We start from the raw sequence: 22,655 nt of genomic DNA, 5'->3' as shown, positions 1-22,655 counted from the left end.
AATGCTGCTTTCCTGTCAAAATTTAAGTGTCACTCATGCTGGCCAAAAGAATTTAATCTTTCTTGATTTTAAATTAGAAAAAGGAGAATCTCTTTTGGTATTAGGCAATTCAGGAAGCGGCAAGACCACCTTGCTGAACCTAATTTCAGGATTACTCAAGCCACATACTGGCAGTGTCATCTTGGATGGTGTGGATTTGAATTCACTTTCATCACAAGAAATGGATCGGCTTCGTGGGTCAGAAATAGGAATTGTTTTTCAAAAGCCTCACCTCATTGCGGCATTATCTGTGAAAGAAAATCTTCAGATTGCAAAATCATTTTCCCGCAAGGAAGGTCAAAACATCGATTCATTGCTTGCTGTATTAGGACTAGAGTCAAAGGCTAATTCATCCATAAATACCCTTAGTGAAGGAGAAGCACAACGCGTATCGATCGCAAGAGCCTTGGTGAATTCACCAAAGTTGATCTTGGCAGATGAGCCTACTTCAAGTTTGGATGATGAAAATACCAGTAAAGTGATCCAGCTACTGAAAAGTCAAGCACAAAATATCGGGGCCGGTTTGATTATAGTTACTCATGATCAGCGGGTTAAAGCCCATATTTCCAATTTTATTGAAGTGAAAAGCGCATGAATCTGATCAAGCTAAGTTGGAAATATTTGACGTTCAGACCTCTTTCTACAGGTTTGAATGTTTTGTTGCTAGCTCTTGGACTAGCAATCATGACTGTTTTAATTTTGATTCAGGATCAGTTTGAAAAGAAAGTAACGACGGATGCGAAGGGAATTGATCTGGTAGTAGGGGCTAAAGGAAGTCCACTCCAGTTAGTCTTATCAAGTGTCTATCATGTGGATTTTCCCACAGGAAATATCCCAATGGAGGAGGCTCAAAAACTAGCAAAAAACCGACTGGTGAAAGGCGTCATTCCTTTGGCACTTGGAGATAATTTCAAAGGGTTCAGGATTGTGGGAACCAATTACGATTACTTGAATATCTATGAATCCACCCCAAAATCCGGTTCGCTTTGGGAGTACCCATTCGATGTGGTTTTGGGTTCTGAGGTAGCTTTGCAAACTGGACTTGCCGTCGGAGACTCTTTTGCAGGAAGCCATGGGATAAGTGTAGGTAGCCATGACCATGATCAGCACGATTATAAAGTTGTGGGGATTTTGGAGCAAAAGGGAAATGTTTTAGACAGGTTGGTGCTTACAAGTATCGAGTCAGTTTGGTTGACTCATGAGGAATCAGAAACTGAGACTGATTCACTTAGCAGTGCTTTGCCATCTGAATCTATAAATCATGAAAAATTTCATCAAAAAGTAGCGCAGACAGGCTTCCCAATTTCGGATCAGCCACGGGAAATCACCTCGCTTTTGATCCAATATCGAAATCCTATGGCGGCGATTCAACTGCCAAGAATGATCAATTCAAGAACGACGATGCAAGCTGCTTCGCCCTCATTTGAAATGGCTCGCTTATTTGAGTTGCTTGGAGTAGGAGTGAGTTTATTGCAAGGGCTGGCTATTGTTCTTTTAGGGATTTCAGGGATAGGGATTTTCATCGCACTCTATAATTCCTTGAAAGAAAGAAAATATGACCTAGCTATCCTCAGAGCGATTGGTGCTTCTAGGTTTCAGTTGTTGTTTTTAGTCTTTTTGGAGGGAATCATGCTTACCTTGATTGGCGCACTCATTGGAATTTTACTGGGGCATTTATTCCTGCAAATACTTGTTAGTCAAAATGATAGTGGGGTTGTCGCTGCTTTCGAATCTTGGGTTTTCCTAAAAGAAGAACTTTGGCTAGTGCTCTACGCGTTAAGTGTTGGATTACTTGCATCAATGATTCCTGCATTTTCAGCATACAAAACAGATATTTCAAAGCAACTTACCCGAGGGTAATGAGCAATAATAACAAAAATGTTTCTATGAAAAATTTCAAATTAGTTCTTTTGGTAATTGGGTTCATCATAATAAGTCAGAGCGGAGTACTTGCTCAGACTCAGAATGTGTGGAAAAGCCTTTCCGAAGTTTCTTATAAAATCAGTGAAGATCAGTTTGGCGAGCTATATGTTCCTGTCTTCTCTGCTAACATTACCAAGTTAGAAGGTAAAGTAGTAGAAGCCGATGGTTACATCATTCCTTTTGAAGGTATGTTTAAACCTGAGCATATCATTCTTTCTAGTTTACCGCTTGCGGAGTGCTTCTTTTGTGGCTCTGGAGGTCCGGAAACTGTCATGGAAGTCATGCTTTCCAGTCCGATCAAATACACTTCGAACCGAGTCAAGGTTCGTGGCAAGCTTACCCTGAACAGTAAAGATCCTGAAAAGCTGATGTACATTCTTAAAGATGCCACTTTGGTGAATTGAGAATAAATCATCAAGGATTTTAAATCACAAAAGCCGAAGATATTCTTCGGCTTTTGTGTTAATTCCAGAGTATTTCTCTGTTATTGTTTTTTTAGTAGCAAAGCTCTTTTTCTAAAGCTTTGAATTTTTCCAGAATCTCCAATGATCGTTTTCCAACTTTGCCTGTTCCGATTTTATGATTATCTACTTGAGTCACCGGAAGAAGAACTTTTGTAGTACTGGTAATAAATACTTCGTCAGCTTCTAACATTTCTTCAAAATAAACTGGGCGAACAGCTACATCCCCTACAATATCCATTACATGCTTCCGAGTGATACCTCTTAGCACATGTTTTTCCGGCGTACTAACAAGGCCATCTTTAATGATAAAAATGTTACTTCTTGAACTTTCACTGATTTCTCCATCCATATGGTAAATCACATCCTCAGCACCTGCATCTTTCCATTGTTTGCTGTGCCAGACAGGATAGGCATAATTGGTGGTTTTTATCTCAGCGATCGAGCGTACATATTCAAGAGAAAGTAATTTAATACCTGTTTCATATTTCTCCTGAGCAGGGAAAATCAAGGATTCGGCAAATATGAAAAGTGTTCCTTTAGCCGGCGAAAAATGATTTTCTGAAACCCCACCGCTCAGTACCAACCGAAGTCCACCTTCCTTGAGGTCATTTTTCTCTATGAGATTTTTGATGATTTGTCTTAATTCCTCTCTAGAATACTCCAAAGGAATAAATGTTTTTTCGGCTGAGGCAATAAATCGATCGAGGTAGTGCTCTAAAAAAAGAGGGACATAATTCACTGTTCTTAAGAAATCAAAAATCCCATAACCCCGGATTATAGCCAGATCCATCGGATGGATGGTTGCACTCTCTGTTGGGATGATTTTGCCATTGGCAAAGCAAAATGGTTTCATAGTAATTTGAATAAGTTGACTAAAATTACTGCCTGACTTTGGATTAATTGCAAGGAGTTTTTGCAAATCTTTCAGGGAATAAAAAGTAAATTTGCGCTGTAATCACGTAAAATCTAGCATGACTCTGAACATCAGACGGGGGTATTCTGCTAATGCGAGATTCTCCCGATCCCGATACATATCGGTACGGGACAGGATATATGACCATTAAAAATGAAATTATAAACAGATGAAATCGAGCATGACGATAACGTCACACAGTGGGATGATTATTGGAAATGCGAGATTCCATGTGGCCAAATAGAAAAATTATAAACACATGAAATATTTTAGAATCCTTCCTGCATTCCTTCTATTGTTGTTTTTTACCTCATGCGAACCTAGCCAGGTCGAGCAGAACAAAGAAAAAAGAGCAGAAGTGATAGCTGTCCATGATGAAGTAATGCCAAAAATGGGAGCACTCAAAAACATGGAAAAAGAAGTTCAGGCAAAAATAGAAGAGCTTGAAATGTCTGAGAATCCGGATTCAACTGAGCTTGAAAATCTGAAAGCTTTGGCCTTTGATCTAAATGCGGCATACGAAGGGATGTTTGTATGGATGCGCCAGTATTCGATTGAAGACGATGGGAAATCCCCAGAAGAAATCAAAGTTTACCTAGAAGAGCAGATGGTTAAAGTCAACGAGGTAAATGCTGATATCAAAGCTGCCTTGGAAAAAGCGGAAAAGGTTTTGAAGAATTAATTCAAACCTTCCGGGGCTTTTTTTAAGTAAGTTTCCACCTCAGATGAAAGAATAACACCCTCGTTCATCCCCCATATATTATAGAGATAAGTGCTGATTTGAGAGATTTCCAAAGGAGTTAGATTCGGATTAGCAGGCATTGCTTGGTTGTATGCTTGACCATTTACGATGATTTCTCCTTTTTGCCCATTTCGCATGATCCACGCTGTTCTAGAGATACTTTCTCGGAAATAGTCTGCATTCTTGAGTGGAGGGATTAATTTTCCAAGCCCTTCGCCAGTACTTTGATGACAGTTGGCACAATAATTTTCATACAGTCTTTTCCCTTCAATTGCATATTTCATCACTTCTGGATCTGATATTCCCGCAAGTGTGTTTTCATCATTGGTAGCCTTTGGGGAGCAGGAACTGATGATAAGGAAAATCAAAATTAAGATTCTCATTTTCCGAGAAGTTTTGGAATATCATTGATCAATCGATCAACCTGATCCGATTTGGTTCCGTCGTATACCCCACGAATATGACCTTCCTGATCTACTAAAATAAACGCGCCAGAGTGGAGAAATCCTCCTGGCTCTGCCTGATCTGCCATTGCAGTAGTCAGGTAGCTGGTTTGTCCGATTTCAAAAATCTTTTCTTGATCTCCCGTCAGAAAATTCCAAGTGGAAGCATCTTCGATTCCAAGTTTTTGAGAATAATCCTGTAAGACCTCTTGTGTATCGAAAGTCGGATCAATGGAGTGACTCAGAATCAAGAAATCAGGATTGGAGTCGAACTTTTCATAAACCCGAAGCATCTCTTTTTTCATGATCGGACAAATGGTAGGGCAGGTAGTAAAGAAAAAATCCGCTACATACACTTTTCCTTCCACGGTTTTACTGGAGATAGTGTCACCTAATTGATTTATAAATTGGAATTCAGCGATTTTGTGATATACTGTATCCTGCCCTTCCATATGCCAGTTGCCCAATTTTGGAAGGGGTTTTTCAGCCTCTGAGGTATTGGAAGGGGAGCATTGCCAGCTAGCGATAGCAAGGATTAGAATCAAGAAACTTGATACAGCGTATTTCATGGGTGATTAAGATTTTGTTCTATACTTTTTATAAAGGCGGATAGCGATCATTAGGGTAATGCCTAATCCTAACAGTCCTAGGATTCCCCAGACCATACTCATCGTATTTTTCAAAACGATGAGAAAGACAATGGCAAATAGTAGCAGAGTCGAGGCCTCGTTCCAAAGTCTCAACTGCGTAGAAGTCCATCGAGTTCTCCCAGATTGCAATTCTTTGAAGAGTTTGTGACAAAATAGATGGTAGACGTATAGTAAAAGAACGAAACCAAGCTTTGCCTGCATAAAGCCAAGCTCCAAATAGCCCCATCGATAGCTCAGGACAAGCGTTCCAAAGATCAGGGTGAGAATGGCAGAGGGCCAAGTGATGATATACCAGAGGCGATATGCCATCAGGTCAAGTTGAGGTTTGAGGATATCCCGCTCGTTTGCAGGTCGCTCCATCGCTTCGGTCTGATAAATAAATAATCGAACGATATAAAATAGCCCTGCAAACCAGGTGACTACAAAAATGATATGAAGTGCTTTGATGTACTCGAAACCCATTCTCGGAATTTTCGGCTAAATTAAGGCCTAAACTTTACAACCCCACTTAAATTTTGAAAAGCACTAAGTTCATTTATTATATTCTTGCAGCAGTTGTGGTAGCATTGGTCATTATGATTGCTAAAGAATCATTTTTTCAACCCGGTATGGAGCGATTTGAAGGGAAATACAAAACCCTTGGGACTTACCGAAATGAAAATAATACCGGTCCTGTGATCCGAATTTACGCAGTGAAAGCGATTGATTCGGATTTTACTTGGATGGAAGAGTATGGGAACTCACTTCCACATACCAAGTATGGACGTACAATGGTTTTTTTCTTTAAGGATGAAATCGATGAGGAAATAAAACTTTCTCCAAAAGAACCTCACTTTTTGGAGAGTTTGAGACCTTATTTAATCGGCAGCTACGAAAAGACCCCAATGGGAGAAGTTAGATTTAAATCAGAAAATGAGTAAGCGCTTATCACTGGAAGAATATCGAAATGGGATTTTAGAAGGCAATCGTGCGGTCTTGAGTCGTGCGATCACGTTAGTAGAAAGTTCTTTGGAATCTGATGCCGAGCTAGCTTCTCAGTTGGTTCAGGAGATTCTGCCATCAACGGGGAACTCCAAACGTATCGGAATCACTGGTGTGCCAGGGGTTGGGAAAAGCACCTTTATTGAATCCTTCGGAAAATTATTGTTGGAGAAAGGGCACAAAGTCGCCGTGTTAGCGGTCGACCCTTCCAGTCAAAAAACCAAAGGGAGCATTCTTGGAGATAAAACTCGGATGGAAAATTTGGCGGCAGATAAGCGGGCATTTATCCGGCCAAGTCCTACGGGAACAACACTTGGAGGAGTCAGCGCCAAAACCCGGGAAGCCATGCTTCTATGCGAGGCAGCTGGGTTTGATGTGATCTTGATTGAGACGGTTGGGGTTGGCCAATCTGAAACCGCTGTCAAAGGGATGGTGGACTTCTTCTTATTGTTGATGCTGGCAGGCGCTGGAGATGAGCTTCAGGGAATTAAAAAGGGGATTATGGAAATGGCTGATGGACTTTTTATCAATAAGGCAGAAGGCGAAAACTTACTTCTTGCCAAAAAAGCAAAGGCCAACTATTCCAATGCATTGCATCTTTTTCCTCTTGGAGAGAATGGCTGGTCCCCAAAGGTATTGCTGGGTTCTTCGATTGTCGGGACTGGTCTCGAGGAAGTTTGGGAAATGATTTCTGAGTTTGAAGGAATCACGGTGGAGAGAGGCTTTTGGCAGGGAAATCGTGAAAATCAGCGTTTGAACTGGCTCAATGAATATGTTCAGGATTTACTAGGCAAAGCTTTTATAGCTGACACCAGAGTGAAAAATTTAATGGAAGCTTCCAAAGCCCGAATCAAATCAGGCGAATTAAATCCGATTATTTTGGCTAAAAAATTAACACAGCTATTTCTAAAATCTTAAAAATAATAAGTATGAGGTTTTTCCTGACCATTTTTTCAATCCTATTTATCTCTTGCTCCCCAGAAAAGTCAGAAATGAACACTGATTTGAAATCAGTTATCAAAAACTTTTCGAAAGAAATTTGCATAGACGAATCATGTGCTACAGTAAATTTCACCTGGCCTGAGTTTGAAAAAAGTGAAATAGGAGACAGGCTCAATCAGGCTATTCAAGAGCAATTGCAAGCTTATTTTTATTTGGATTCTGTAGGGAGGACCACATTGGAAGAACAAGCTGATAGCTATTTAGAAAGCTTTCGGGAAACCAAAACAGATTTCCCAGATATGCCCGGAGGCTGGGCAATAGAAGTCGAGGCAGCGATTAGCTTTGACTCGCTTAATACCCTAACGGTATTCTTTACGGAGTACAATTATAGCGGAGGCGCTCATCCAAATTCCAGCAATTACTTTATGAATTTTGATCGGAGTACGGGCGAATTTTTATCGATAGATCGTCTTATTCTGAATCAAGATAAAATGAAAGAAATCGCTGAAATGGCATTCCGAGAGTTTCATGAAGTGGATCCTGAGAAAAGTTTGGAAGCGGATGGAAGATTTTTTCTGCCTGAAACTGGTTTTTTCCTTCCCAATGCCATGGGTTTTAAGGATGGGAAATTTCACCTGATTTACATTCCTTATGAGATCGGTTCTTATGCCATGGGATATACCGAGTTGGAGTTTTCCTTGGAAGAATTACAAGGGGTTGTAAGGATGTGAATAAAAAAGGCCCATTGAAATCACTATTCAATTGGCCTTTTTTCTCATTAATTTAATCCTTAAACATAAATCCGGAGGGGCCTCTTCCCACTGAAATTGAAAGAACTTCGGAAAGGGAATCATTGTAGATTTTCAGAGTTCCATTTCCTTGAAAACCGTTTGAAAAAGCGAGGATTAGATTCGAATTTCTTTTATCATAACCCAATCCATAAATCCCTGTTTCGGTAATGTAATCTTGCACAAGAGTACTTTCGAAAAGAGAAAACTTGGTGACCGAATCATTGTAATCTGGCCATCCAGAGCTACTGCTCACGTAAATCAGATCGTCATTTCCGAACGCAATTCTTCCAGTAGCATTAGCCAAAGGTAATCCGGTTTGAATTTTTCTGGTAAAATTATCGAGGTGAAAAGATTGGAAAAATATTTCATTATCCCCGATCGAGTAAAGCCATAGATCTCCTCGCATCTCGAAGAATTGAATCGGTCTTCCTGGGACTTCCAAGGTTTTGAAGATGGTTTCCTTTTCTGCATCTATAATTTCAACTTTTCCTTCTTCCGATCCAGCTACAAATACATATTTCCCGAAAGCAAAAAGGTCCTCCGGCTTATTGGAAACTTTGATTTTCTTTTTGACGGCGCCTCCATTTAGGCCATCGACAACAGCAATAAATGATTCTGGAGTATTGAAATCAGCATCGTAAGGGCCATAATCACTAATGAATAATTTGCTTCCTACTACTGCCAAGGATCTTGGCTGATCCAGTCCGCCGGATACTGTCCCCAGACTTTTAAAATCGGCTGCATTTACGATTTCCACTTTCCCAGTATTTGCTACCAGATAAAGCCGATCATCTACACTTACCATATCCTCCAGTAATCCTGCAAAAGGGCGATTATTTGCAGCCTCAAAAATGTCAGCTTTAAGTTCACCCGTACTAGGGTTCAAATGATATACCTCACCATCATTACTTCCAAAAGCACCTTCATTCATGATCAGTATACCTGTTTCATATTCCCCTAGCGGTCGATCTGGATCGCTTTCGGTACAGGAAATTGAAAGAAAAATCAGGGCAAAAGCCCAAACGAGTTGGTTTAGTTTAAATTTCATAATTGTATTGATAGTGTGAATTGATAAGATCTTCCCGGCATAGGTCGGAGGTAAAGCACTTGGTAATCCTTGTTGAATAAATTGTTGACTTGGAAGCGGAGTGGGATTTTTATTTTTCCTAAACTGAGGTTTCCGTAAGAAACTCCAAGATTAAAAAACTGATAGGAAGGCATCGTTCGTTGGCCATCACTGGTTACTCGTCTCTCGCCTATGAAATAAGTCCCGATAAATGTGGAAAAACCATTGTAACCTGCATTGATTCTTCCATTTGCTTGATGTTCTGGGGTATAGGGGAGTTGTTTTCCGATGGCAGGATCAGTCTCACCTATGCCCTTTGTGGAAATTGCCCTACTCCAGGTATAGGCCCAGTTTGCTGTGATGTTCCAGTTCCCCAATTCCGTACTTGCCTGGCCTTGGTATTCGATTCCTTGATTTTGCACTTCCCGGATATTTTCCGGTGTCCAAAAATTCCCTTTGGGAATCCAAATGATCCAATTATCTACGGTCATTCGGTAATAGGTGAGGCTATTTTCCCAGCTGATTCCTCCGGTTTTCTGCCAAATCAGACCTATTTCGCCACTTTGACTTTTCTCTGGGATCAAATCGGGATTTCCACCCGGTTCCCAAAATCGATCATTCAGCGTTGGTACTTTGATTCCCTTCGCTATGGAAGCTTTAAGAGAAAGTTGATTATTGGAGTTTTTCCAAAAATCCCAATCTGCACCTAAGCTTGGAATAAATGGCTCAAATTGATCCAAGTAGGCCAATTGTCTCAGGTTAAGAGAGATTTTGAGATTTTCATCAGGTTGAAAGCGAAGCGATTGATAGGATTCGACTCGTTGATCGGTGGCTTGATATGTACTGAGTTCTCCTTGGATGAAATTCAGTCGTAGACCAGTTTTCAAGTTCCACTTTGGTGTGAAGGCACTATCCCAGTCACCAGAAAGAAAATATTGGACAGTATTATTCTCACTTTGATTGAAAAGTTGATTATCCTGAACTAGACCACTTTTTAGATTCAAAATCGACTTTTTCCCAAAGTGGAAATAGTCAACCGCCATCCTGAAACTTTGATCACTTTGGATATCATTTGTATTTGAACCCATCACGGGCTGTATCTCCCGATCTGCTTGATTGTACCAAAAACTTGCCTTTAACTGCGTGGTTTTGCTAAGATTCCAAGCCAAATCTTGGACGATTCCCATTTGCTTTACCGCTGAGTTTTGTGCTCGAACAATAGGTGTTTCGGCTTGACCGAGGTCTTTGAAATGAAAATCATTTGTGGCGGATTCCCTGTAAAAACGGGTTTCTGAGCTTAATTTTTCCGAAGAGAATGAGGATTTTAGATAACTGTTGGTTTGTCCAAAACTTCCGAATTGTTGAGAAAAAGAGCCCTGAAAACCCTCCGAAAATGAAAGTTTGGTTCCCAAATGGATCGAACCTCCGATGGCTTCATTTCCAAATAAGGCTCCTCCATTTCCGAAATGAATAGCAACCTGATCCACTGCTGCCACCGGCAAAATGGAGAGGTCTGATTGTCCTAGCGAAGGACTATTAACCGGAATCCCATTCCAAAAAACTGAAGTATGCCCTGCTGAAGTCCCACGAAATGAAGGGGAAGCTAACATTCCAGCTCCATATTGGCGGATGAAAACCGGCGAAGTTTCCTGTAATAAATCCCCGAGAGATCTGCCCTGATAAGTATTTAGCTCAGCTTTCGAATAGGATTTGATCTTTTGACCTTGAGTGAATCGGTCTAATGTAGGAGCATAGACTTCCACAGGAGTCAAAAGCACAGTGTCTTGACTCTGTGGCTGAAAGCCGAAAAACATACCTATCCAAAGCAACAAACTCATCCCTGATCGAATTAAAATTAAATTCGATTCGGGCTTGAAGAGAAATAGGAAGACATGAAACTTAGCCTAACGAGTATACCCGCTGACTTTTGATACAGATCTCCTTCGCTTTTCCTCCGAAAGCACAGAATCATAGAATCAGGCAGGTCTCCTGGCTCACCCCAATTTGCCGCCTTCTCATTCCGAACTCGTTTCGGAGCAATGGCTTTTCGTGACAAATCTTTGTGGATCACTCCACAGGGTTTACAGTTGCGGGGACAGCTTCGGCGTTTACCGAATTCCCTTTTAATCCCAAGCGCTCAGAATATGAGATTGGGAACCTATTTCCGATGCAAACATAGCTTCATTTCCAAGATGAAAAAAGATCATTCCCATACTTTTTTGGAAAGGAGAAGTTCTAATCCGTAATTTACCGACTAATAAATTTCCCCTTTCTCTTGAAAAATCACCTTGATCGATTCCTGATTTTCAGCATGATTCTATCCATTTTTGGATGCAATCAGGAGAAATCGACAGTCACAGTTACTTCTGAAAAATATGAGTTGTCCTATGCAAAAGGTTTTTCGATTTCTAGGGGAGATGGGTTTTGGGAGATCGAAGTAACCCAGCCTTGGACAGGGGCGGAGGAGACTTTTCACTATGTGGTGGTAGAAGAAAATGGAAAAAGGCCTGAAGGGAATTTTGATGGGGTGATTCAGCTACCGATTGCAAATGTGATATTGACATCGACTACACATATTCCGCATTTGGATCTTCTTGGACAAAGTGAAAAGCTGATTGGTTTTCCTCAACCTGATTTGATTTCATCGAAAATCACAAGGAAGCTGATCAAAGAGGGCAAAGTTCAGGATCTTGGTTCCGGTCCTTCAGCAAATCCGGAAATGATCATCGATCTCGATCCGGATTGGATCATGATTTCAACACTTGGCGATGATTTGAGGTATTTGGAACTTCTTAAGATGGCTGGAATTCCGGCAATTATCAATGGGGAATATGTAGAGCAGCATCCTTTGGGAAGAGCCGAATGGATAAAATTTACTGGGGTTCTTTTGGGGAAATACGAAGAATCAAAAGTTGTTTTTGAGCAAGTGGAGTCAGATTATCTTCAGGCCATGGCATTGGCAGATCAAATCCCGGTGATTGGAAAACCAACGGTTTTGAGCGGGGTGATGTATCAGGATATTTGGTATGCACCCGGAAGCGATAGTTGGGGTGCTCAAATTCTCAAAAATGCCTGGGGAAACTATGTTTTCGAAGACCAAGCGGGTACTGGAAGTTTGCAGTTGAATTATGAGTTTGTTCTGGAAAAGGCAATGGAATCTGATTTTTGGATTGGTTCTGCGGATTTTTTTTCCCTTGAAAAAATGGGGCAAATCGAGCCAAGGTATAAAGCCATCAAAGCTTTTAAGGATGGAAAAGTGTTTACTTATACTCAGAAAAAAGGTGAAACAGGTGGATTGGAATATTTTGAATTAGGGTATATGCGTCCCGATTTGATCTTAAAAGATCTTATGAAAATTCTCCATCCAAACTTACTTCCTGACTATGAGTTGTATTTTTACAAACAACTCAATGAAAAATAGTCGAACCACTATTCTCTTTTTTGCAGCAATCCTGGCTTTGATCTTCAGTTTTCTATTGAATATCAGTTTGGGTTCAGTTTCCATTTATCCAGATGAGATTCTGGAAGGTTTACTTATTGGAGACTGGATCAAAACTTCCCATGCGCAAATCATTTTAAACTATCGTTTGCCAAAGGCATTGGTGGCAATGTTAGCTGGAATTGGTTTGAGTTTAAGTGGGCTTCAGATGCAGACTTTTTTCAGAAATCCACTTGCAGGGCCTTTTGTTTTAGGAATTAGTTCTGGTGCTGGTTTGGGTGTGGCTTTACTGATGTTGGCCGGATCTGCCTTTGGTATCGCAGCACTCGGGAGCGGATTGAGTGCTTGGGCAATTGTGGGTGCAGGGACTATAGGAGCAGGTTTGGTGATGATTTTAGTGAGTTTGGTTGCGTGGAGAGTACAAGATAGCATGACTCTTTTGATCGTTGGTTTGATGTTTGGATCAGCAGTTTCTGCTGTGGTTTCGGTTCTTTCATACTTTTCTGGAGCGGATGCGCTGAAGTTGTTTACGGTCTGGTCTATGGGGAGCCTCGGAGGATTGGCCTGGCCTCAGGTTTTGGTCTTAAGTTCTGTAGTGCTGATCGGGATTTTCCCGATTATATTTTCTGTCAAATCTTTCAATGCGATGCTTCTCGGAGAGCGTTATGCAAAAAGCATGGGAGTAAATCCCGTTTACTTACGTTGGATGATGATTCTAAGTACGGGCTTGCTTGCTGGAAGTATTACTTCTTTTTGCGGGCCGATTGCATTCATTGGTATTGCCGTCCCTCATCTTTCCCGAATTATTTGGAAGACAGCAGATCACCGAATTTTATTTCCTGGCACTGCATTGCTTGGAGCAATACTGCTGCTGTTGTGCGATGTAATAGGTCAGCTTCCCGGTTCTGCGCAGACCCTCCCTATCAATGCGGTGACTTCTTTAGTTGGCGCTCCAATAGTGATCGGCTTGGTCTTGAAGAGAAATTTTAGCAAGGAATTCTAGTCATGAAGAAAGCAACAATCATAGCGAAAAACCTGACTTTGGGCTATTCCAATCGGAAGCCGAAGAAAGCGGTGCTTGAAAATTTGAGCTTTCAACTTTTTGAGAATGAATTAACCTGTCTTTTAGGGCCAAATGGTGTTGGTAAATCTACTTTGATCAAAGCAATCCTGGGCCAGCTAAAATCATGGGAAGGTGAATTGATTTTGAATGGTAGGGATGTTCAAAGTTTTTCTAACTCCGAACTTTCTAAAGCTTTGTCTGTGGTGCTTTCAGAACCTGTACTTCCGGGAAATATGACCGTTGGGCAGTTGGTGGCATTAGGGCGAATTCCCCATACTGGTTGGACTGGAAGATTGGATGCTCATGATCGGGATTTGGTCGAGAATGCACTTTATCTCACCAAAATTGAATATCTCAAAGATGAGCGATTGTCCGAAATCAGCGATGGACAGCGTCAGAAAGCAATGATCGCACGTGCTTTGGCCCAAGACGGAAGGGTAATGGTTCTCGATGAACCGACGGCCCATTTGGATTTGGTAAATCGCTATCAAATCATGCATCTTCTTCGAGATATCGCAAAGAAACAACGCAAATCGATTCTAGTGGTAACCCACGATTTGGAAATTGCGCTGGAGACTGCTGATCGACTTTTGCTTTTAGGGACCGATCTTCCTTTGATTTCTGGACTCCCGGAAGATTTGGTAGTGACCGGTCAGCTAGACCGTATCTTGCCTGGGGATGAGTTTCTGTTCAATATCGAAAAAGGAAAAATTGAACAGAAAAAAACTATGTCAAAATTGATTTTTGAAGGTAATCCTACCGTTTCCTTTTGGGTTAAAAAAGCCATCGAAAAAGCAGGAATCAGAGAATTGGAGCATCCTGTTTTTATTTCGGAGGGTGATTTTACCTTGTTTTATTTAGATCAAGAATTTCATCGAATAGGGGAGTTGGTTGATTTTATTTTTGATCAGAAAAGTTCTTAGTCTAAGCTTGTTGTGCAATTCCTGCAAGTGGTTTTTGACATGCAATTTCGGGTAGAATTATAATTCAGATAAAGAAAATTTATATATTTGTCATACTAATTATTGGTATGACACAAGAACAATTTGCACGCTATTCATTTCTTCTCGATCGCACTGCGCGAAAAGTGAAGCAATACGCGCAACAGCAGTTCAAGTCAGGTGACTTTGATGTGACAGTGGACCAATGGTTAGTCTTAAAAAATCTTTCAGAAAATGGTCATTTGAGTCAAACTGAATTAGCCAATTTGGTTTTCAAGGATCATCCTACGCTCACTCGAATCTTGGATTTGCTTTGCAAAAAAGGATATGTGGAGCGAGTTCCCCATCCCATGGATCGGCGAAGTTTTCAATTACATCTTACTGAAACAGGTCTGGCAAAAGTCAGTGCACTTCGTCCTCAAATTCTGGAAATTCGAGAAAAGGCATGGGAGAATCTTTCAGATAGTGATTTTCAAGAATTCAAGCGGATTCTAGACACGATCTACCAAAATCTTGGCGGTCAGGAATTGGAATAATTAAGTTAGTGCACGAATAATATTTATACGAACAATATTGAGTTTTCAGGGGTTTTCCCATAAAGTTTAAAGCGAATGATTCACACAGATCTTTGTATTATCGGAGCCGGCCCAGTTGGCCTATTTGCAGTTTTTGAAGCAGGATTGCTCAAAATGCGTTGTCATTTGATCGATGCCCTGCCACAAATTGGTGGACAGCTTTCAGAGATTTATCCTCAAAAGCCTATTTATGATATCCCTGGCTATCCTGAAGTGAAAGCTCAGGATCTTGTGGATAATTTGATGGAGCAGGCCAAGCCTTTTAAGCCGACGTTTACATTGGGTGAGCGAGTGGATCACTTGGATAAGCAAGCTGACGGTTCATTTATCGTCACTACCAGCGACAAAACACATGTGCATGCTCAGGTGATTATCATCGCCGGTGGTTTGGGTTGTTTTGAACCAAGAAAACCAGCCTTGGAGAACCTTGAAAATTTTGAAGGTAAGGGAATTACTTACATGGTAAAAGATCCTGAGACCTTCCGAGATAAGAAAGTGGTTATCGCAGGTGGAGGAGATTCTGCCTTGGATTGGGCCATTTATCTTTCAAAAGTATCCGAGCGAGTGACTTTGGTACATCGAAATGAAACTTTCCGTGGAGCTCCAGATTCTGCAGCAAAAGTATTTGATCTTGCAAATCAAGGGAAAATTGATTTGATCCTTTCTGCAAACTTGAAAGGAGTCAACGGAAATGGAAAACTGAACTCGGTAACACTGGAAGGTAAAACCAAAGAAGAAATCAAGTTAGAAGCTGATTACCTGATTCCACTTTTCGGTTTAAGTCCAAAATTGGGTCCTATAGCAGATTGGGGTTTGAGTATCGATAAGAATGCGATTGAAGTGGATACGCGTGATTATTCTACCGGAGTGGAGAGAATCTATGCTATAGGTGATATCAATACCTATCCAGGAAAACTGAAATTGATCTTATGTGGATTCCATGAAGCAGCGATTATGATGCATTCGGCGTTCAAATACGTCTACCCAGATCAAAAATTAAGCTTCAAATACACTACGGTAAATGGTGTAAATGCATTTTAATTCTATTTTTGCAGCATGATAAATTTCACCGTAGAAGATCAGGAAGGTAATCGTCAGGAGCATGAAGCACCGGAGGATATGGGCCTAAGTTTGATGGAAATCCTCAAAGCTTACGAATATCCGATATTGGCCACCTGCGGTGGTATGGCACTTTGTGCTACTTGTCATGTGGAGATTTTGGAGGGAAAGGACGGGCTTGGTGATGCAACCGATGTAGAATTGGATCAATTGGAAAACCTGCCCGAATTTTATCCGACTTCTCGTTTGGCTTGCCAAATCCGAATTGGAGAGAATCTGGAGGGAGCTGTAATCAAACTCAGAGGAGAAGACCAGTAATTATTTACTTTATAAAATAAATCGAAAGCCACTCTGAAAAGGGTGGCTTTTGTTATTCTCCCCTGTTTCAAAAATATTTTAGCCAAGAAAATGTAGATTAGGGAAAGAAATTTTAAACTTATGATGATTCGATTGACCATTTTCACCTTCTTTTTATTTTTCTCGATCACTTCCCATGCCCAGACTTCTGCTCATACCAAGGAAGATTCACAAGCAATTATTAACCTGATTAATACCTACACCAAATCCAGAGATACAAAGGATACTGTCTTGCTGAAGCAAATACTCACCAAGGATATTGACCAATTGGTATCATCGGGAGTTTGGCGATCTGGAATTAATGAAGCGATAAAGGGAATGATGGAAAGCTCAGCGAGTAATCCAGGCGAACGAACACTTCATGTGGAAAGAATCAGGTTTTTGGCAGAAACAGTAGCTCTGGTTGATGCTCGCTATGAAATAAAAAACCCGGATGGATCCGTTAGGAAAATGTGGAGCAGCTTCATGGTAGTAGAAAGCGATAAAAAGTGGCGAATCTCTGCCATTCGGAATATGCTTCCCAGTTCTGGGAATTAATTAACTTTACCCATGCGAAAATCACTCTTTCTAATCTTCATTTCACTTCTTTTTTTTCAATGTAAAGAAGCAGTAAAGCCCCCAACCTTGATTCTCTATAACGCAAAAGTTTGGACAGGAGAATCTGAAAATTCTTTCGTTGAAGCAATTGCTGTCCGAGATAGTTTGATTGTAGCTTCAGGCAATTCGGAAGAAATTCTAGCCTTGGCTGGGTCCGAGACGCAGTTATTGGATTTGGATGGGAAACTGGTCACAGCAGGGTTCAATGACGCACATATTCACTTTTTGGGAGGTTCGATGGGTTTGACTCAGGTAGAACTTTCAGGTGCAGAATCCTTTGAAGCAGCAATCAATAGCACTTTAAAATTCATAGCGGAAAATCCAGATAAAGAGTGGATTACTGGAAGAGGCTGGCAATATACCTTCTTTGAATCCGGACTTCCGGATCACCAATCCATGAAAGCGCTGGATATTGACCGACCGGTTTTTATCAAAGCCTATGATGGGCATTCGGCCTATGCGAATCCGAAAGCGCTGGAAATTGCAGGGCTGGATGAGCAAACTGAATTCACTGGATTTGGAGAAATTGTTAAGGATAAAAATGGGAAATTGACTGGCGCATTAAAGGAAAGTGCCATGGGCTTGGTTGGAAAATTTGTACCTGAGGATACTTTCGAGGATCAATTGAACGGACTCCGCAAAGGTCTGGCTTATGCAGCTTCACTTGGAATCACGTCTGCCCAAAATGCTTCTGGTTTGGAAAATGACCTCCGTCTTTTCCAGAAATTGTATGAAAATGGCGAGCTGACACTTCGCTATGCCGCTGCATTTTCAGTTTCTGAGCAAGCTACCGCGAGTGACCTTGATCGATTTATATTCTTGAAGGATAGTGTAGGTACAGCTAACCCTTGGCTAAGAGCCGATGCTATCAAGTTTATGATCGATGGTGTCATCGAAGGACATACAGGAGCCATGTTAGCGCCTTATGCAGATCTTCCGGCAACTGATCCATTGGCTTTAGGTCAGTTGAATTTCACCATCGAGGGTTATCAGAAATTGGTAAAAACTCTTGATTCGAATGGCTTTCGCTTGTATACGCATGCTATCGGAGATCGAGGAGTTCGGGAAGTGTTGAATGCCTATGAGAAAGCGATGTTGGAGAATAATTCCAAGGGAAAACGGCATCGGGTGGAGCATATCGAAACCATCAATCCTGATGATATTCCTCGGTTTGCAAAAGCTGGGATTTTGCCAAGTATGGAACCGATCCATGCCGAACCGGGAACTACGACTGTTTGGTCAAAAGCCGTGGGAGAGGAGCGCCTTCCTTATTCCTTTGCTTGGAGATCACTTTTGGATGCTGATGCCCAGCTTGTTTTTAGCAGTGATTGGCCGGCATGTATCAGCTTGAATCCAATTCGTGGAATTCACGATGCGGTAAACCGCAGAAATCCTTCAGGCTATCCTGAAGGAGGCTGGATCCCTCAGGAGAGAATCAGCATTTTTGAGGCGATGAAAGCCTACACTTATATGGGAGCTTTTTCTTCCTTTGAAGAAGATCGGAAAGGACTTTTGAAAGCTGGATATCTTGCTGATTTGATTATTCTTTCTGACGATGTATTCACCATTGATCCTATGAAAATTCATCAGGTGAAGGTGGAAACTACGATTGTGGATGGGAAAATTATTTATTCGAAAGAATAGAATTTTTCACACAAAGTTGAACCCGATTTCTGCTTAGTCGTACTATTCTTGAAATCAAATTGTCATGAAAAACGCTACGCTTTTTCTTTCCTTCTTTTTAGTAGTAGGTTGTAATCTTTCCGGAAGTGATGGAGCAGGTGATTTTTCACCTATTGCCTTGGATCAATTGTGGACAGATATTAACCAACTCGCAACCTCTCAGAATTGTACGGATGCAAATGATTGGACTTTTACTCCTGTAGGAAGTAAGCCTTGTGGCGGTCCTATGACTTACATTGCTTATTCCAAAAAAATCGATGAGACGAAATTTTTGGAATTGGTACAAAGCTATACTGAGCTACAAGCCGATTATAATAAGCGAACCGGAGCAGGTTCGGATTGCGCTATAGTTCAGCGGCCGAGTGGAGTTATTTGTGAAAATAGTAAGGCTGTTTTGGTTTACTGATTTTAACTAGTAATTCGCCTATTCTTCCATCAACTTCTCCAAAATTTTTATTGCAGCTTCTGATAAGACAGTGCCAGGGCCAAATATGGCTGCAACTCCAGAATCATAGAGGAATTGATAATCTTTCGCAGGAATCACTCCACCCGCGACTACCATAATATCAGGACGTCCTAGTTCTTTCAAAGCTTTGACCAACTGAGGGACTAGAGTTTTATGTCCCGCTGCAAGCGAAGAAGCCCCGACTATATGCACATCGTTTTCTATAGCTTGTTCGGCGACTTCTTGCGGTGTCTGAAAAAGTGGGCCGATGTCTACATCAAATCCTAAATCTGCAAATCCTGTTGCGATGACTTTGGCACCTCGATCATGCCCATCTTGCCCCATTTTTGCAACCATGATTCGTGGTCTTCTACCTTCTAGGTTTGCGAATTTTTCGGATAATTCTGTAGCCTTTTTGAATGAATCTTGATTTTCCATTGCAGATGCATAGACTCCTGAGATAGATTGGGTTTTGGCTTGATGTCTTCCAAATACTTCCTCCAGTGCAAGAGAGATTTCACCTAAAGTAGCTCTTTTTCTTGCTGCTGCGATCGCTAGTTCTAATAAATTACCTTTTCCTGATTTGGCACTTTCTGTAAGCGCAGCGAGACTTTGGGTAACGGCATTTTCATCTCTTTCCAATCTAAGCTGATTCAGTCTGGCGATTTGAATTTCTTTTACAGCTTCATTATCTACGTCACGAACTTCAATTTCTGATTTTTCATCCACTTGGAATCGATTCACTCCGACGATAATATCCTTTCCACTATCTATTCTTGCTTGTTTTTTTGCAGCAGCTTCTTCAATTCTCAGCTTTGGCAAACCGGCCTCTATTGCTTTGGCCATTCCTCCCAATTCTTCTACTTCTTCAATAAGTGTCCAAGCTCGGTTTACTAATTGATCTGTCAGATATTCGACATAGTGCGATCCGCCCCAAGGATCCACGGTAGCTGTCACGCCAGTTTCTTCCTGTAAAATCAATTGGGTATTTCGAGCTATTCTAGCCGAAAAATCAGTTGGCAAAGCAATGGCTTCGTCCAGGGAATTTGTATGAAGGGATTGGGTATGTCCCATTACTGCACCTAAAGCCTCAATCGCAGTTCGGGCTACATTGTTAAATGGATCCTGTTCGGTCAAAGACCAGCCAGAGGTTTGGCAATGGGTGCGAAGTGCTAGAGATTTATCGGATTTCGGATTGAATTGCTTTACGATCTTAGCCCAGAGCAGTCTAGCTGCACGCATTTTGGCTATCTCCATAAAATAATTCATACCGATTCCCCAAAAGAAGGAAAGCCTTGGAGCAAAGTCATCTATATCCAATCCAGCCTTGATTCCAGTTCTCAAATACTCTAATCCGTCGGCAAGTGTATAGGCCAATTCAATGTCTGCCGTCGCTCCAGCTTCCTGCATATGATAGCCAGAAATGGAGATAGAATTGAATTTTGGCATTTTCTGAGCAGTAAATTCAAAGATATCCGCAATGATTCGCATGGAAGGTTGGGGAGGATAGATATAGGTGTTTCGTACCATAAACTCCTTCAGAATATCATTTTGGATAGTTCCGCTCAGTTTTTCTGGTGGGACACCCTGTTCCTCTGCAGCTACAATGTAAAATGCCAAAACAGGAATCACTGCACCATTCATTGTCATCGAGACCGACATTTGATCGAGTGGAATCTGATCAAACAGGATTTTCATGTCTTCTACCGAATCAATTGCAACTCCAGCTTTACCTACGTCTCCGGCTACTCTTGGATGATCCGAATCATAGCCTCTGTGGGTGGCTAAATCAAATGCAACCGAAAGCCCTTTTTGGCCCCCAGCAAGGTTTTTTCTATAAAAAGCATTGGATTCTTCCGCGGTTGAAAATCCTGCATATTGTCGGATGGTCCATGGCCGCATCACGTACATGGTGGAATAAGGGCCTCGTAGGTATGGTGGAATTCCTGCTACAAAATTTAGATGACTGAGCTTATAAATTGCTTTTTCATCCACAACTGGCGGCACGATGATCTGCTCGGCAGTATCCCAATTTTCTTTGTAATCTACTTCTGGAGCCGAACTCGCTATAGTTTTCCAATTTTTAAAGTCTGGTCTCATGAGTTGGCTGATTTTTGGATTTCAAGTAAATAACTTGCTCTTGAAGGCAGTAATTCAAAGTCTTTTTCCTCGATTTTTTCAAAAGAGAAATTTTCAACAGTGCCTGTTTTCCCTTGATACTTATTTACTCCCACCAGATTTTTATCGCCATGAAGCACGCTTTCCTGAATGGAGGTTCTTGTGGATTTGATTTGGGAATGAATGGACCGGGATTTGAAATTTTCAATCCAACCTCCGTTTTCCTCCAAATCAGCTAACTGGGTCAGAACTTTTTCATGTATTTGCTTTTCCAAGTCCTCCAGAAAATAAGCTCCCGCGGATGGGTCCATGATTTTGTCAAGATGACTTTCCTCCTTCAAAATAAATGACAGGTTTCTTGCAATGCGTTTTTCCAGGATTGAGGCAGTTTTTTCAGATACAGGCCTTACCCAAATTGAGTTTGCTCCTCCGATTATTCCAGCCATTGTTTCGTAGGTTTGTCTGATCAGATTCGAGTTTTTATCAATTCGGCTTTTTGTCCAAAGGCTAGTCGATACGATTAAGTGAAATGAATCCGCAGAATTAGATGCTCCAAGATTTATCGCCAATTCGGAAATAAGAATTCGGAGTACTTTGAGTTTTGCTATTTCAGGAAAATGCAATTCACCGGCAGAAGCTAAAAAAGCAAATTGCTGAAGTGCCTGGCTTATGGAAACACCTTGACTCACAAAGGCATCCATTATATCGACAATTTCCCCCAGACCGAAGGTCAATTCTTGAATCCCCGTTCCACCTGCATTTGCATAGCGTGCGAAGTCAATGGTAATGGGGAAGAAATTTTTGAAGGTCTTGAAATAATTCAAAAGCTTAATACCAGTCGAAATCTCTTGATCCCAATGCTCTTTCCCCATAAATAGAGAGGAGGAAGGTGACCATAAAATACCTCCATTGAGCATGTCAGTTCGTAAACTGATCGATCCGATCCAATTTTCGATTTGACTAAACATCGCTGCCGGGTCATCAATTGGATTGAAGTAGATTTGAATATATTCTGTCAGAACTCCTCTTAAAATTTGATTGAGGTTTTCTGTACCTGTAAGGTGCAGGACTAATCCTTCAGCACCATTTTCAAGAACCTCAAGGATTTCTTTATTGGCAGTTTTTTCATCCTCCGGAAAAATGGAAACAATGTTAGAGGAGATTCTGGGGTTTTGCCCTGGATAAGGGGATGGCAGATTAAACAAAATAGGGTGGGAAAATGCGCTTCCTTCCTCTTTTGTATAACAAGGAGAGATTTTTATACTCTCCCAAATTTCAGAAGTTAGTGTAGAATCAAAATCTTTTCCTTTTAGATCCTTTCGAATCTGTTCAATCCAATCATTATTTGAAGAATCCGGAAATGGATAAAAATCTCTTTCGATCATATTTGGGTTTTGCTTAAGGCTTGTTTGGCACTTACTTTC

The 22,655-nt window shown here is 41.1% G+C and carries 24 protein-coding genes and 1 riboswitch; of the genes, 16 read left to right on the top strand and 8 right to left on the bottom strand.

All coding sequences use genetic code 11. The features are described 5' to 3' along the window. The first annotated feature begins 1 nt into the window (after position 1). Genes BVC88_RS06075 through BVC88_RS06065 form a run of 3 tightly spaced genes read left to right on the top strand, consistent with a single transcriptional unit; the run spans position 2 to position 2,366 of the window. Positions 2 to 634 carry an ABC transporter ATP-binding protein gene (locus BVC88_RS06075; protein WP_075349750.1) on the top strand — a complete coding sequence of 211 codons (633 nt, stop codon included), beginning with the start codon at positions 2 to 4 and terminating at the stop codon, positions 632 to 634. Then, positions 631 to 1,899 carry an ABC transporter permease gene (locus BVC88_RS06070; protein ID WP_075349749.1) on the top strand — a complete coding sequence of 423 codons (1,269 nt, stop codon included), beginning with the start codon at positions 631 to 633 and terminating at the stop codon, positions 1,897 to 1,899. Before BVC88_RS06075 ends, BVC88_RS06070 begins: the two co-directional genes overlap by 4 nt. Positions 1,900 to 1,925: 26 nt before the next feature. Then, entirely contained in the window at positions 1,926 to 2,366 is a 441-nt protein-coding gene (locus BVC88_RS06065; protein ID WP_075349907.1) for a hypothetical protein, read from the top strand. Between the two features lie 91 nt (positions 2,367 to 2,457). On the opposite strand, the gene BVC88_RS06060 is transcribed toward BVC88_RS06065, so the two are convergent. Next, entirely contained in the window at positions 2,458 to 3,279 is an 822-nt protein-coding gene (locus BVC88_RS06060) for an aminotransferase class IV (protein WP_075349748.1), read from the bottom strand. Positions 3,280 to 3,598: 319 nt separating this feature from the next. Here BVC88_RS06060 and BVC88_RS06055 point away from each other — a divergent pair, with 319 nt between their 5' ends. Further along, positions 3,599 to 4,021, top strand: a complete 423-nt coding sequence (locus BVC88_RS06055) for a hypothetical protein (RefSeq protein WP_075349747.1) — start codon at positions 3,599 to 3,601, stop codon at positions 4,019 to 4,021. On the opposite strand, the gene BVC88_RS06050 is transcribed toward BVC88_RS06055, so the two are convergent. Genes BVC88_RS06050 through BVC88_RS06040 form a run of 3 tightly spaced genes read right to left on the bottom strand, consistent with a single transcriptional unit; the run spans position 4,018 to position 5,636 of the window. After that, positions 4,018 to 4,464, bottom strand: coding sequence for a c-type cytochrome (locus tag BVC88_RS06050; protein ID WP_075349746.1), 447 nt, complete (start codon positions 4,462 to 4,464; stop codon positions 4,018 to 4,020). The genes BVC88_RS06055 and BVC88_RS06050 overlap by 4 nt on opposite strands. Continuing rightward, entirely contained in the window at positions 4,461 to 5,093 is a 633-nt protein-coding gene (locus BVC88_RS06045) for an SCO family protein (RefSeq protein WP_075349745.1), read from the bottom strand. The genes BVC88_RS06050 and BVC88_RS06045 overlap by 4 nt, the downstream gene beginning before the upstream one ends. A 6-nt stretch (positions 5,094 to 5,099) precedes the next feature. Next, positions 5,100 to 5,636: a CopD family protein gene (locus BVC88_RS06040; protein ID WP_075349744.1), complete on the bottom strand. Its 537-nt coding sequence runs from the start codon at positions 5,634 to 5,636 to the stop codon at positions 5,100 to 5,102. 53 nt (positions 5,637 to 5,689) lie between these two features. Here BVC88_RS06040 and BVC88_RS06035 point away from each other — a divergent pair, with 53 nt between their 5' ends. From BVC88_RS06035 to BVC88_RS06025, 3 genes are read left to right on the top strand one after another with little or no spacing between them, the layout of a single operon-like run. Beyond that, on the top strand, positions 5,690 to 6,094 hold the full coding sequence (locus tag BVC88_RS06035) for a hypothetical protein (protein WP_083639025.1): 405 nt from the start codon (positions 5,690 to 5,692) through the stop codon (positions 6,092 to 6,094). Continuing rightward, positions 6,087 to 7,073 carry a methylmalonyl Co-A mutase-associated GTPase MeaB gene (gene meaB / locus BVC88_RS06030; RefSeq protein ID WP_075349743.1) on the top strand — a complete coding sequence of 329 codons (987 nt, stop codon included), beginning with the start codon at positions 6,087 to 6,089 and terminating at the stop codon, positions 7,071 to 7,073. The genes BVC88_RS06035 and meaB overlap by 8 nt, the downstream gene beginning before the upstream one ends. A gap of 11 nt (positions 7,074 to 7,084) precedes the next feature. Then, positions 7,085 to 7,828: a PdaC/SigV domain-containing protein gene (locus BVC88_RS06025; protein ID WP_075349742.1), complete on the top strand. Its 744-nt coding sequence runs from the start codon at positions 7,085 to 7,087 to the stop codon at positions 7,826 to 7,828. Between the two features lie 52 nt (positions 7,829 to 7,880). Here BVC88_RS06025 and BVC88_RS06020 read toward each other — a convergent pair whose 3' ends face one another. Further along, positions 7,881 to 8,936 carry a YncE family protein gene (locus BVC88_RS06020; RefSeq protein ID WP_075349741.1) on the bottom strand — a complete coding sequence of 352 codons (1,056 nt, stop codon included), beginning with the start codon at positions 8,934 to 8,936 and terminating at the stop codon, positions 7,881 to 7,883. Continuing rightward, positions 8,933 to 10,792, bottom strand: a complete 1,860-nt coding sequence (locus BVC88_RS06015) for a TonB-dependent receptor (protein WP_075349740.1) — start codon at positions 10,790 to 10,792, stop codon at positions 8,933 to 8,935. Before BVC88_RS06015 ends, BVC88_RS06020 begins: the two co-directional genes overlap by 4 nt. 124 nt (positions 10,793 to 10,916) lie before the next feature. Further along, positions 10,917 to 11,131: riboswitch (cobalamin riboswitch) on the bottom strand. A gap of 98 nt (positions 11,132 to 11,229) precedes the next feature. Between BVC88_RS06015 and BVC88_RS06010 the strand changes: the two genes are divergently transcribed. From BVC88_RS06010 to BVC88_RS05970, 9 genes are all read left to right on the top strand, one after another. Then, positions 11,230 to 12,375, top strand: coding sequence for an ABC transporter substrate-binding protein (locus tag BVC88_RS06010; RefSeq protein ID WP_245803601.1), 1,146 nt, complete (start codon positions 11,230 to 11,232; stop codon positions 12,373 to 12,375). Next, on the top strand, positions 12,365 to 13,396 hold the full coding sequence (locus BVC88_RS06005; protein ID WP_075349738.1) for a FecCD family ABC transporter permease: 1,032 nt from the start codon (positions 12,365 to 12,367) through the stop codon (positions 13,394 to 13,396). The genes BVC88_RS06010 and BVC88_RS06005 overlap by 11 nt, the downstream gene beginning before the upstream one ends. A 2-nt stretch (positions 13,397 to 13,398) precedes the next feature. After that, positions 13,399 to 14,379 carry an ABC transporter ATP-binding protein gene (locus BVC88_RS06000; RefSeq protein WP_075349737.1) on the top strand — a complete coding sequence of 327 codons (981 nt, stop codon included), beginning with the start codon at positions 13,399 to 13,401 and terminating at the stop codon, positions 14,377 to 14,379. A gap of 107 nt (positions 14,380 to 14,486) precedes the next feature. After that, on the top strand, positions 14,487 to 14,933 hold the full coding sequence (locus BVC88_RS05995; protein ID WP_075349736.1) for a MarR family winged helix-turn-helix transcriptional regulator: 447 nt from the start codon (positions 14,487 to 14,489) through the stop codon (positions 14,931 to 14,933). 75 nt (positions 14,934 to 15,008) lie between these two features. Then, on the top strand, positions 15,009 to 16,013 hold the full coding sequence (locus tag BVC88_RS05990; RefSeq protein WP_075349735.1) for an NAD(P)/FAD-dependent oxidoreductase: 1,005 nt from the start codon (positions 15,009 to 15,011) through the stop codon (positions 16,011 to 16,013). 15 nt (positions 16,014 to 16,028) lie between these two features. Continuing rightward, the gene (locus BVC88_RS05985; protein ID WP_075349734.1) at positions 16,029 to 16,349 is read left to right on the top strand and encodes a 2Fe-2S iron-sulfur cluster-binding protein; all 321 of its coding nucleotides are present in this window, start codon (positions 16,029 to 16,031) and stop codon (positions 16,347 to 16,349) included. A gap of 120 nt (positions 16,350 to 16,469) precedes the next feature. Next, a complete protein-coding gene (locus tag BVC88_RS05980; protein WP_075349733.1) occupies positions 16,470 to 16,925 on the top strand; it encodes a YybH family protein in 456 nt (151 codons plus the stop codon). An 87-nt stretch (positions 16,926 to 17,012) separates the two neighbouring features. Continuing rightward, positions 17,013 to 18,629, top strand: coding sequence for an amidohydrolase (locus BVC88_RS05975; RefSeq protein ID WP_175574383.1), 1,617 nt, complete (start codon positions 17,013 to 17,015; stop codon positions 18,627 to 18,629). A gap of 64 nt (positions 18,630 to 18,693) precedes the next feature. Next, a complete protein-coding gene (locus BVC88_RS05970; RefSeq protein WP_075349731.1) occupies positions 18,694 to 19,074 on the top strand; it encodes a hypothetical protein in 381 nt (126 codons plus the stop codon). 18 nt (positions 19,075 to 19,092) lie between these two features. Here the strand turns inward: BVC88_RS05970 and scpA are convergent, their stop codons facing one another. Together scpA and BVC88_RS05960 are read right to left on the bottom strand one after the other, a co-directional pair. Beyond that, positions 19,093 to 21,213 (bottom strand): methylmalonyl-CoA mutase, encoded by a 2,121-nt coding sequence (gene scpA / locus BVC88_RS05965; RefSeq protein ID WP_075349730.1) that lies wholly within the window; start codon positions 21,211 to 21,213, stop codon positions 19,093 to 19,095. Further along, complete coding sequence (locus BVC88_RS05960; protein ID WP_139316529.1) at positions 21,210 to 22,616, bottom strand: methylmalonyl-CoA mutase family protein; 1,407 nt, start codon at positions 22,614 to 22,616, stop codon at positions 21,210 to 21,212. Before BVC88_RS05960 ends, scpA begins: the two co-directional genes overlap by 4 nt. Positions 22,617 to 22,655: the final 39 nt, after the last annotated feature.

It is taken from the genome of Algoriphagus marinus, assembly GCF_001936475.1.
In the GTDB taxonomy this organism is placed as follows: domain Bacteria; phylum Bacteroidota; class Bacteroidia; order Cytophagales; family Cyclobacteriaceae; genus Algoriphagus; species Algoriphagus marinus.
This window is presented reverse-complemented; position numbering and strand designations above follow the sequence as displayed.

What these genes read in the sequence shown, in the direction of transcription:
- BVC88_RS06075 (WP_075349750.1), top strand. Translation starts at nt 2, where the DNA reads ATGCTGCTTTCCTGTCAAAATTTAAGTGTCACTCATGCTGGCCAAAAG.
- BVC88_RS06070 (WP_075349749.1), top strand. Translation starts at nt 631, where the DNA reads ATGAATCTGATCAAGCTAAGTTGGAAATATTTGACGTTCAGACCTCTT.
- BVC88_RS06065 (WP_075349907.1), top strand. Translation starts at nt 1,926, where the DNA reads ATGAAAAATTTCAAATTAGTTCTTTTGGTAATTGGGTTCATCATAATA.
- BVC88_RS06060 (WP_075349748.1), bottom strand. Translation starts at nt 3,279, where the DNA reads ATGAAACCATTTTGCTTTGCCAATGGCAAAATCATCCCAACAGAGAGT.
- BVC88_RS06055 (WP_075349747.1), top strand. Translation starts at nt 3,599, where the DNA reads ATGAAATATTTTAGAATCCTTCCTGCATTCCTTCTATTGTTGTTTTTT.
- BVC88_RS06050 (WP_075349746.1), bottom strand. Translation starts at nt 4,464, where the DNA reads ATGAGAATCTTAATTTTGATTTTCCTTATCATCAGTTCCTGCTCCCCA.
- BVC88_RS06045 (WP_075349745.1), bottom strand. Translation starts at nt 5,093, where the DNA reads ATGAAATACGCTGTATCAAGTTTCTTGATTCTAATCCTTGCTATCGCT.
- BVC88_RS06040 (WP_075349744.1), bottom strand. Translation starts at nt 5,636, where the DNA reads ATGGGTTTCGAGTACATCAAAGCACTTCATATCATTTTTGTAGTCACC.
- meaB (WP_075349743.1), top strand. Translation starts at nt 6,087, where the DNA reads ATGAGTAAGCGCTTATCACTGGAAGAATATCGAAATGGGATTTTAGAA.
- BVC88_RS06025 (WP_075349742.1), top strand. Translation starts at nt 7,085, where the DNA reads ATGAGGTTTTTCCTGACCATTTTTTCAATCCTATTTATCTCTTGCTCC.
- BVC88_RS06020 (WP_075349741.1), bottom strand. Translation starts at nt 8,936, where the DNA reads ATGAAATTTAAACTAAACCAACTCGTTTGGGCTTTTGCCCTGATTTTT.
- BVC88_RS06015 (WP_075349740.1), bottom strand. Translation starts at nt 10,792, where the DNA reads ATGAGTTTGTTGCTTTGGATAGGTATGTTTTTCGGCTTTCAGCCACAG.
- BVC88_RS06005 (WP_075349738.1), top strand. Translation starts at nt 12,365, where the DNA reads ATGAAAAATAGTCGAACCACTATTCTCTTTTTTGCAGCAATCCTGGCT.
- BVC88_RS06000 (WP_075349737.1), top strand. Translation starts at nt 13,399, where the DNA reads ATGAAGAAAGCAACAATCATAGCGAAAAACCTGACTTTGGGCTATTCC.
- BVC88_RS05995 (WP_075349736.1), top strand. Translation starts at nt 14,487, where the DNA reads ATGACACAAGAACAATTTGCACGCTATTCATTTCTTCTCGATCGCACT.
- BVC88_RS05990 (WP_075349735.1), top strand. Translation starts at nt 15,009, where the DNA reads ATGATTCACACAGATCTTTGTATTATCGGAGCCGGCCCAGTTGGCCTA.
- BVC88_RS05985 (WP_075349734.1), top strand. Translation starts at nt 16,029, where the DNA reads ATGATAAATTTCACCGTAGAAGATCAGGAAGGTAATCGTCAGGAGCAT.
- BVC88_RS05980 (WP_075349733.1), top strand. Translation starts at nt 16,470, where the DNA reads ATGATGATTCGATTGACCATTTTCACCTTCTTTTTATTTTTCTCGATC.
- BVC88_RS05970 (WP_075349731.1), top strand. Translation starts at nt 18,694, where the DNA reads ATGAAAAACGCTACGCTTTTTCTTTCCTTCTTTTTAGTAGTAGGTTGT.
- scpA (WP_075349730.1), bottom strand. Translation starts at nt 21,213, where the DNA reads ATGAGACCAGACTTTAAAAATTGGAAAACTATAGCGAGTTCGGCTCCA.
- BVC88_RS05960 (WP_139316529.1), bottom strand. Translation starts at nt 22,616, where the DNA reads ATGATCGAAAGAGATTTTTATCCATTTCCGGATTCTTCAAATAATGAT.